This is a genomic window from Pseudomonas sp. NFIX28, from assembly GCF_900107395.1.
In the GTDB taxonomy this organism is placed as follows: Bacteria; Pseudomonadota; Gammaproteobacteria; order Pseudomonadales; family Pseudomonadaceae; genus Aquipseudomonas.
This window is the reverse complement of sequence record NZ_FNPW01000004.1, coordinates 119853-128770: the sequence shown is the minus strand read 5'-3', so window position 1 is coordinate 128770 and position 8918 is coordinate 119853. Positions and strand designations below refer to the sequence as shown.

General features: G+C 58.0%; 10 protein-coding genes. 6 read left to right on the top strand and 4 right to left on the bottom strand.

Annotation, left to right across the window (positions count from 1 at the left end; genetic code table 11):
• Nucleotides 1–74: 74 nt before the first annotated feature.
• Together BLV20_RS09350 and BLV20_RS09345 are read left to right on the top strand one after the other, a co-directional pair.
• Complete coding sequence (locus BLV20_RS09350; protein WP_038577146.1) at nt 75–509, top strand: DoxX family protein; 435 nt, start codon at nt 75–77, stop codon at nt 507–509.
• Nucleotides 510–767: 258 nt separating this feature from the next.
• Nucleotides 768–1076 carry a hypothetical protein gene (locus BLV20_RS09345; RefSeq protein WP_092300133.1) on the top strand — a complete coding sequence of 103 codons (309 nt, stop codon included), beginning with the start codon at nt 768–770 and terminating at the stop codon, nt 1074–1076.
• 69 nt (nt 1077–1145) lie between these two features.
• Here the strand turns inward: BLV20_RS09345 and BLV20_RS09340 are convergent, their stop codons facing one another.
• Entirely contained in the window at nt 1146–1775 is a 630-nt protein-coding gene (locus tag BLV20_RS09340; protein WP_092300130.1) for a response regulator transcription factor, read from the bottom strand.
• Nucleotides 1776–2210: 435 nt separating this feature from the next.
• On the opposite strand from BLV20_RS09340, the gene greB reads away from it, so the two are divergent.
• On the top strand, nt 2211–2684 hold the full coding sequence (greB, locus tag BLV20_RS09335) for a transcription elongation factor GreB (protein ID WP_092300127.1): 474 nt from the start codon (nt 2211–2213) through the stop codon (nt 2682–2684).
• A 16-nt stretch (nt 2685–2700) separates the two neighbouring features.
• Here greB and BLV20_RS09330 read toward each other — a convergent pair whose 3' ends face one another.
• Nucleotides 2701–5205, bottom strand: coding sequence for an ABC transporter permease (locus BLV20_RS09330; protein ID WP_092300123.1), 2505 nt, complete (start codon nt 5203–5205; stop codon nt 2701–2703).
• Complete coding sequence (locus tag BLV20_RS09325; RefSeq protein WP_092300120.1) at nt 5205–5888, bottom strand: ABC transporter ATP-binding protein; 684 nt, start codon at nt 5886–5888, stop codon at nt 5205–5207. Before BLV20_RS09325 ends, BLV20_RS09330 begins: the two co-directional genes overlap by 1 nt.
• Nucleotides 5889–5898: 10 nt before the next feature.
• Here BLV20_RS09325 and BLV20_RS09320 point away from each other — a divergent pair, with 10 nt between their 5' ends.
• The 3 genes from BLV20_RS09320 (at nt 5899) to BLV20_RS09310 (ending at nt 7938) form a co-directional block, all read left to right on the top strand.
• Complete coding sequence (locus BLV20_RS09320) at nt 5899–6504, top strand: arylesterase (protein ID WP_092300117.1); 606 nt, start codon at nt 5899–5901, stop codon at nt 6502–6504.
• A 56-nt stretch (nt 6505–6560) separates the two neighbouring features.
• Complete coding sequence (locus BLV20_RS09315) at nt 6561–6854, top strand: hypothetical protein (RefSeq protein WP_007931378.1); 294 nt, start codon at nt 6561–6563, stop codon at nt 6852–6854.
• A gap of 115 nt (nt 6855–6969) precedes the next feature.
• The gene (locus BLV20_RS09310; protein ID WP_092300114.1) at nt 6970–7938 is read left to right on the top strand and encodes a L,D-transpeptidase family protein; all 969 of its coding nucleotides are present in this window, start codon (nt 6970–6972) and stop codon (nt 7936–7938) included.
• Between the two features lie 126 nt (nt 7939–8064).
• Here the strand turns inward: BLV20_RS09310 and oprI are convergent, their stop codons facing one another.
• On the bottom strand, nt 8065–8316 hold the full coding sequence (oprI, locus tag BLV20_RS09305) for an outer membrane lipoprotei OprI (RefSeq protein WP_003172710.1): 252 nt from the start codon (nt 8314–8316) through the stop codon (nt 8065–8067).
• Nucleotides 8317–8918 lie beyond the last annotated feature (602 nt).

Below are 8918 nucleotides of genomic sequence, written 5' to 3'. Positions count from 1 at the left end.
ATTTTTGCACTTTTAACATGAGTTTTTATGATTAATATAGCGACCCATACCCCCACTACAAAGGACTACACAGCATGAGCACACTGATCAAAACTGTACTGAGCACCCGCGCAGGTTATGGCCTGACTGTCCTGCGAGTTTTTGTCGGCATCATTTTCGCCGCTCATGGCGCGCAAAAACTCTTCGGCCTGTTTGGCGGTTATGGGTTGGCCGGTACGGCACAGTGGATGGAGAGCATTGGTCTGGCGCCGGGACATTTGATGGCGTTGCTGGCCGGGGGGACCGAGTTCTTTGGCGGTCTGGCGCTGATTATCGGCCTGCTGGCACGTCCTGCTGCGTTGGGGTTGAGCTTCACTTTGCTGGTCGCGATTTTCTCCGTGCATATCAGCAATGGCCTGTTCATGGCGAACAATGGTTATGAGTTCGCCCTGGCTCTGCTCGGTGGCACTATCGCGGTTCTGATCGAAGGTGCGGGCAAATTATCGCTTGATGCCGCGATCGCCAAGTAACTTCCAGCAAATGCCCAAAGGCCCGCTTGTAGCGGGCCTTTTTTCATTGTCGATTTCATTATTGGGGATTCTTGACACTACCCCGTCGGCTTCTCTAGGATTGCCGCTTATGCGCCGATTTAAACAGCTACTTGCGGGGCGCCAGGTGATGGGGATATCACCGATAGAAGCTCGACGGGCTTCGAAATACCGCTAAAGCGCTGGTTCGGTGTTGCCTCTCACCTGCCCGGCAGAAAATTGAGGCAGAGACACGACACGATGAATGCACTCCACCCTCCTGTACGTCTGGCGCCAATCACGGCGAATCTTGTTCAGCGCAATCCAAAAATTCTGCTTGGCGGCACCCACCAGCCCACATTGCTGCGTTATCTCGACGGCTGGCCACGTCGCAGCACAGGCCCTGCGGCTTTTCTGATCCAGTTCATCGAAGACGGCGAGTCCTTGGCGCGTTTTGCCAACGACAGTTTTGATCTCGCAGTAATACAGGCGCCCAGCTCGGAAAATGCTGCTGAAGTCATCCGGCATCTGACCCGTGTGGCTCGCCAAGGCTTGATCACCCGTAGGTAGTGATCGGCCTTGTCGAGGTTGAAGTTTGCTGATATTTCCGAGTTCCAAGGCTCGATCCATATCCAGGGTTTAAACCACGGAGTTGCGTTTGGCCAACTCCGCCAGTGCTACCAGATTGGAAACGTTGAACCGTTTTAGCAGCCTGACCTTATAAGTGCTCACCGTCTTGTGGCTGATCAGCAGGGCATCGGCAATTTTCTGATTATTCAGACCGCTCGCCAATAGTTTCAGGACGGTGATTTCCCGGTCTGTCAGCTGGGCAATCAACACACTTTCCTGACAGGCGGCGTTTGTATTCTGTTGCAAGGTGCTGATGGTATCTTCGGGGAAATAGCTATAACCCGATAATATGGCTTTTACCGCATTGGCCAGTTCGTTCAGATTATCGTTCTTGCACAGAAAACCGGCTGCACTGGCTTGTAAGCAACGCAATGCGAAGTTCTTGGAGTTGCTGGAAGTCAGCACCAGGGTTTTTGTAGGCAATCCGGCGGATTTTATATGTGAGATGACGGAAAAACCGTCGAGATTGGGTATGTTCAAATCCAGGATGAGCAGGTCTGGAAGATGCTTGCGTACCAGCTGGACAGCGTCTGCTCCATTGTCTGCCTCTGCGACGATATGATGTCCATGAGGCTCCAGAACGGTTCTTGTAGCGAGTCGAATCAACGGATGATCGTCGACAATAATGATACTTCCCATATAGGCATCTCGATGTCTTGATGATTATTCAGGTATGTTATCCACCTCATCTGAAAAGCAAATCAGACGAATCTTATAGTGTCATAGATGAGCTGAATGACGTTTTACTTGTACGTCAAACATACCGCCGTTGGCCTTGTTTCTCGGGCCTTGGCTGGGGTTTGGCGCTAATGTTTTAAAGTATTGAATATCGGGCAGGTTGCGTTTCGAATGACGGTTGCTTGTCGGGAAGTTGGTTATATTTTTATGGCTGTCTGTTTTATGCCCAATGAGTGAGTTCACGCTTTTTGTGGGTAAAGTAGAGGCAGTCGAGCAGGTTCATTTATCATGGTTCTCGCTCAAGATGGCGAGCATCGTCCAAGGCACAAGGGCACCTGCATCGCTCATCCAATAATGCTGAACAGCCCACAAGGCGCTGCATGGGGAATTAACCAATTGAGTACCAAGCTCATTACGCAGGAAGGTTTCGAAGCTCTGAAAAAAGAGCTGGATTACCTGTGGCGGGAGAAACGTCCGGATGTGACGCAAAAAGTAACTTGGGCCGCTTCCCTGGGGGACCGGAGTGAAAACGCTGATTACCAATACAACAAGAAACTGCTGAGGGAAATCGACCGACGAGTGCGCTACCTGCGCAAGCGGCTCGAAGACATGAAGGTGGTGTCCTACTCACCGGAACAGGAAGGCCGGGTATTTTTTGGCGCCTGGGTTGATATCGAGAATGAGGAGGGCGAAACCAAGCACTTGCGCATCGTTGGTTACGACGAGATATATGGGCAGAAAGATTACATCTCTATCGATTCGCCCATGGCCCGGGCGCTGCTGAAGAAGGAAGTCGGCGACGAAGCGCTGGTGCAGACACCTGGCGGAGAGATGTGCTGGTGGATCAATCAGATTGAATATGTGAAGTGAACCGCATGCGAGGGTTTTACCCCTCGCGCAGTACTGTCAGCGGGCTGGCGTTCAATGCCCGGCGCGTTCCATAGACACCGGCCCCGCCGATCAGCAAGGCGCCGATAACGGGCAGGAGCAGTAGCCAGGGATGAGGATGCCAAGGCAGGTCGAAGGCAAACCGATAGAGCACCAGGCTTACCAACTCCGATCCCAATGCAGCCAGTAACCCGCTGACGGCCCCCAGGAGCCCGAATTCGATTCGCCGGGCCTTGACCAGTAACTGTCGCTCCGCTCCCAGTGCTCGTAGCAGCGCGCCTTGGCGAATACGTTCGTCCAGGGTGGCCTGCAACCCGGAAAATAGCACCGCCATGCCGGCGGCCAGTACAAACAGCAGCACGTACTCCACGGCCAGGGTGACCTGGGCCAGGATGCTGCGCAGTTGTTCGAGCAAGGCCTCCACCTGCAGGATGGTCACCGCCGGGAAGGCCCGAGACAATTCGACCACTTGCTGGTCGTGCCCCGCGGCCAGATAGAAGCTGGTCAGGTAGGTGGCGGGCAGGTCCCGCAGCGTGCCCGGCTGAAAAATCATGAAGAAGTTGGGCTGGAAATTGTCCCAGTTGATTTCCCGCAGGCTGGTCACCCTGGCCTCGCGATTGACTCCACCGACGCTGAACATCATCTGGTCGCCGAGCTTGAGTTTCAGGCTTTCGGCGACTTGGGCCTCGACCGAGACGCCAGGCAGATCCCCTTCGGGCTGCTGGGCCCACCACGAGCCGCTGGTGATCTTATTGCCCGCGGGTAGATCCGCGGCCCAGGTCAGGCTCAAGTCCCGTTGTACGGCGCGGTCGCCGCTGGAATCCTTGCTGACGATTTCCCGGACCGGTTCGCCGTTGATGCTGATCAGCCGCCCTGGCACCACCGGATACAGCGGCGCGGAAGGCGCGGAAAGTGCCACTAGCTTGTCCGTGAAGGCCTGCTTGTCCGCGGGCAGGATATTCAGCGCGAAATAGTTGGGGGCGTTTTTTGGCAACTGGTTTTGCCAGGTGTCGAGCAACTCGCCGCGCAATAACGCAATCAGGGCCATCGACAGCAGAATCAAGCCGAAGGCCAGGGATTGTCCGGCAGCGGCCAAGGGATGTCGCAGCAACTGACCCAACCCCAGGCGCCACGGCAGCGACGCCCTGGCCAGCAAGCGGCGCAGGCTCTGCAGCGCCAGCAGCAATAACCCGCCCAGAACCAGGGCGGCAATGACGCCGCCGCCGAGCAAGGCGAAGGTCAGCAGCAGGTCCAGGCTCAGGCGCCACATGATCAGGCCCAGGGCCAGTAACGCCGTGCCGTAAATCATCCAGGTACTCGAGGGGATCGGCAGCAGGTCGCGACGTAGCACCCGCAAGGGTGGGACACGTCCCAGCGCCGCCAGTGGCGGCAAGGCGAACCCGCCGAGTGCCACCAGGCCGGTGCCGATGCCGGCGACAGCAGGGAGAAGCCCGCCGGGAGGCACATCGGTGGGTAGCAAGTCATGTAATAGATAGAACAGTCCAAGCTGGGCGAGCCAGCCGAGCAGTGCGCCCACTACGCTGGCCAGGATACCGAGCAGGGCCAATTGCAGGGTAAACAGCAACATGGTTTCCCGGCGGGACAGGCCCAGGCAGCGCAGCAGTGCGCTGGCGTCGAAGCGGCGGGAAGCGAAGCGCGCAGCGGAGAGGGCAACCGCCACGCCTGCCAGCAATACCGCCACTAGGCTGGCCATGTTCAAGTAGCGTTCGGCCTTGCCCAGGGCTCCGCCGATCTGGCGATTGCCATCACGGGCATCCTGCAAGCGCTGGTTGGCCGCCAGGCCGGGTTTGATCAATTGGCGGTAGGTTTCCAGGGCCGCTCCCGGGCCGCGCCAGAGCTCTTTATAGCTAACCCGGCTGCCCGGCTGCACCACGCCGGTGGCGTTCAGGTCGCTGAGGTTGATCAGCACCCTGGGGGTCAGGCTGTAGAAGTTGCCGGCGCGATCCGGCTCGTAAGTCAGTACGCGGATCAGGCGGAGAGTTTTCATGCCGACGTCGATGCTGTCGCCGATTTTCAGGTCCAGCGCCGTCAACAATCGGCCTTCGACCCAGGCTTCGCCCGGTTGTGGGCCGCCGCCGGTTTCTTCCGCCGCGTAGGGGGCCGGGGCACTTTTAAGTTCGCCGCGTAGCGGGTAGGCGTCGTCTGCGGCTTTGATACTGGAAAGCTGGATGCCGTTGTCGGTGGCGATCACGCTGGAGAATTCCACCACCTGCGCATGTTGCAGGCCCAGTTCCCGGCCGCTCTGGATCTGTTCGGGCCTTGCCGGAGAGCTGCTTTCAAGCAGCAGGTCCGCGCCAAGAAACTCCGTCGCGCGCAGTAGCATTGCGCCGTTGAGGCGCGCGCCGAAATAGCCGATGGCGGTGCTGGCGGCTACCGCCACGACCAGGGCGAAGAACAATACCCGCAGTTCTCCGGCGCGGGCGTCGCGCAGGAGTTGGCGAATGGCAAGGCTGAACAGGCGCAACAGCGGCAGGCGTGCCATCAAGGCTCCAGTGGGGCGACCAGCAGGCCGGCTTCAAGACGGATCAGGCGCCGGCAGCGATGGGCCAGGCGTTCATCGTGGGTGACCAGGACCAGCGTCGTGCCGCTTTCCTTGTTCAGGTCGAACAGCAGGTCGCTGATGCGCTCGCCGGTATGGCTGTCCAGGTTGCCGGTCGGCTCGTCGGCGAACAGCACGTCAGGTTCGGCGGCGAAAGCTCGGGCAATGGCCACCCGCTGTTGTTCGCCACCTGAGAGCTGCCGCGGGGAGTGGCTCAGGCGCTGCCCGAGGCCGACGCGCTGGAGCAGTTCCGTTGCGCGCTCGCGGGCATCCCGACGGCCGTCCAACTCCATGGGCAACATGACGTTCTCCAGGGCATTGAGGCTGTCGAGCAGTTGGAACGACTGGAAGACAAAACCCACATGTTCCGCGCGGATCCGCGCGCGCTGATCCTCGTCCAGGCTGCTCAGGCCGCGGCCGGCCAGAGTGACTTCGCCGCTGCTGGGCAGGTCGAGCCCGGCCAGCAGGCCGAGCAGGGTGGATTTTCCGGAGCCGGAACTGCCGACGATGGCCAGGCTGTCGCCTTTGTTCAGTTCCAGGCTGAGTTCGTGCAGGATGGTCAGTTCACCTTCCGCGCTGGGAACCACTTTGCTAAGGTTCCGCGCAGTGAGAATGCTTGCGCCCATGGAGAATCCGATGCGTGTGTGGTTTTTGAGTGCTGGCCTGGCCTTGATGTGCATGGCCCAGAACGCAGCGGCAGGTACAGTCCTGATCGTTGGCGATAGTATCAGCGCGGCTTTCGGCCTGGATACCCGGCAGGGGTGGGTGGCATTGCTCGAGCAGCGGCTCAAGAGCGAAGGTTTCAACGATAAGGTGGTCAATGCTTCCATCAGTGGAGACACCAGCGCAGGGGGCCAGGCGCGCCTGCCGGCGCTGCTTGCAGAGCATAAGCCGGAGCTGGTGATTCTCGAACTGGGCGGCAACGATGGCTTGCGTGGGCAGCTGCCAACGCAATTGCAACAAAATCTTGCTTCGATGATCGACAGCTCCAAGGCCAGTGGTGCCAAGGTGCTGTTGCTTGGCATGCAATTGCCACCCAATTACGGCGTGCGCTACACCCAGGCATTCGCCGAGGTGTACACCAGGCTTGCGAGCGAAAAAAGCGTGCCGCTGGTGCCGTTTTTCCTGGAAGGGGTCGGTGGCCATCCCGAGATGATGCAGGCTGATGGCATCCACCCTGCGGTCACCGCTCAGGGCAAGTTGCTGGAAAATGTCTGGCCGACGCTAAAACCGCTGCTTTGACGCTTTTCTACCGGCAGTGTTTCGGCTAATGTGGCGCCCCCGATTTGGAGCCCCCGATGCCGCGTCCCGCCTGGTCCCTGTTTGCCTACCAACTGATCGAGCCTGACGAACAGCTCGACCTGTTCGCCTGCCAGGAAGTCCGGGTGCATCTGGTGACGCGTCAGCTGGAGTTGGGTGGATCTGCCGATCGCACCTTGTGTGGCACCTTGCTGCCCGCGCAACCGCGCTGGTCGAGTGTCGACCGGACCATTTTCCAGGATCAGCGTCTGTGTCCGTTGTGTCGGGCAATCCTCGAATCGCAAAAGCGTGGTACGCCACCGATCTGGCCAGAGTTGCGTTTCGAACTCTAAGACAGCAAGGTCCCGCCCGGTCACCCTTATGCTGTTACAGCTGCCGCTCCCGCAGCCCTGTGGGCGGGTGTACAATCACTTTTTTTACTCGTTGATCATGCGAAGGATTTTCCGGATGTTGCCGCGCTTTCCTGTCGTCACCCGTTGCCTGACGCTTGCCGCCTTGTGTGTGGCCGGCCCTGTTGCCGCATTGGAACTGCCTCTACCTCCACCAGGCGAAGATATCGTCGGTCAGGTACAGGTAATCAAGGCCAAGTACGAAGACACCTTCGCCGATCTGGGCACGACCTACGACCTGGGCTATTACGAGATGGTCGCGGCCAACCCGGGAGTCGACCCCTGGTTGCCGGGTGCAGGTACCGAAGTGGTGTTGCCGACGCGCTTCATCCTGCCGCCGGGGCCTCGTGTAGGCATCGTGATCAACCTGGCCGAATATCGCCTGTATTACTACCCGAAAGGGCGGGACGTGGTTTATACCTTCCCCCTGGGCATTGGCCGGGAAGGTTGGGGATCGCCGATCGCCCATACCAGCATTGTCGCGAAAACCCCGAATCCGACCTGGACTCCGCCTGCCTCGATCAAGGCCGAGCATGCGGCTGACGGTGACCCGCTGCCAAACGTGGTGCCGGCGGGGCCGGATAACCCGTTGGGGCCATTCAAATTTACCCTGGGGACGCCGGGCTACTTGATCCACGGTTCGAACAAGAAGTTCGGTATTGGCATGCGCACCAGCCATGGCTGTTTCCGGATGTTCAACAATAACGTCCTGGAAATGGCGAGCATGGTGCCGGTGGGAACATCGGTACGTATTCTCAACGACCCGTACAAGTTTGGTATCAGCGCTGGCAAAGTCTATCTGGAGGCCCACACGCCACTGGATGACAAAGGTAATCCTTCGGTCGTGGACAAGCACACTGCGGTGATCAATGCCTTGCTCAAGCGTGAAGACCTGGCCAATAACCTGCGAATGAACTGGGATGTGGTGCGCGACGTGGTGGCGGCCGAAGATGGTTTGCCAGTAGAGATCGCCATACCGACTAATGCCCCCGTGGCATCGGCGCTGCCTATCGATATGCAGCAATAACGGCTGAAACGACAACCCGTCGAGGCTTCAGGGCGTCGACGGGTTTTTTATTGCCGCAAGAAAACCCGGGCAATAAAAAAGCCGACCCAATAAATGGGTCGGCTCGATAACAATCCCGAGGGACTATTACTTGCGGCTAGCTTTTTCCAGCATACGCAGAGCGCGCTCGTTAGCTTCGTCAGCAGTCTGTTGTGCTTTTTGAGCAGCAGCCAGAGCTTCATCAGCTTTACGGTAGGCTTCGTCTGCACGAGCCTGGGAGCGAGCTGCTGCGTCTTCAGTTGCAGTCAGACGAGCTTCGGTTTCTTTGGATACGCTGCTGCAACCGGTAGCCAGAACTGCGGCCAGAGCCAGAGCAGAGAATTTCAGAACGTTGTTCATCGTGTTCCCCTTCAAGGACTTTCTATTAAGTAGCTATCTCATCCGAGTGATGAAATGGCCGGCGTACATACTACCCATTACTTGTAGTAAGTAAACTGACGTAGCGCAAGAAGCAAAAAAAATTCTAGGCGTTGAATCTTTTTCGAGCAACTTTTTATCGATCTGTATAAAAAATACGCAACCTTGTCACCCAGTTGGGAGCTTGCGCTTGTTAACCGAATCTGCCGTAGAGCCTCTTTGCACAGCGCTTGCGGAATGTAGGACAAAGTCTATCTATATCGATTCGTCTACACTTTTGTTCAGATTCTGCGGGGCGTCTCACGCATCTTTGTCCATGTTGAGGTGACTTTAAATGGGCGGGCTCGTCTTAAATCTCAACATCCGGCGATGTTCAGGTTGTTGATCATCAGGCGCTTTGATCGACCGCTACGCATGTATCTGGAACAGGTTTTCGGGGGCTGCGTCGACGCTAAACTGGCCTGCCGCCAGTAGCTGGAGCACAAGCGTCCCTTGAGCATTGGCGCCAATGGTGCCTACTATTTGAAACGTGCTCGGTCATGCGAGAGCGACAAGCTCTTCTCGGTGTCCTGACAGGCACGGGG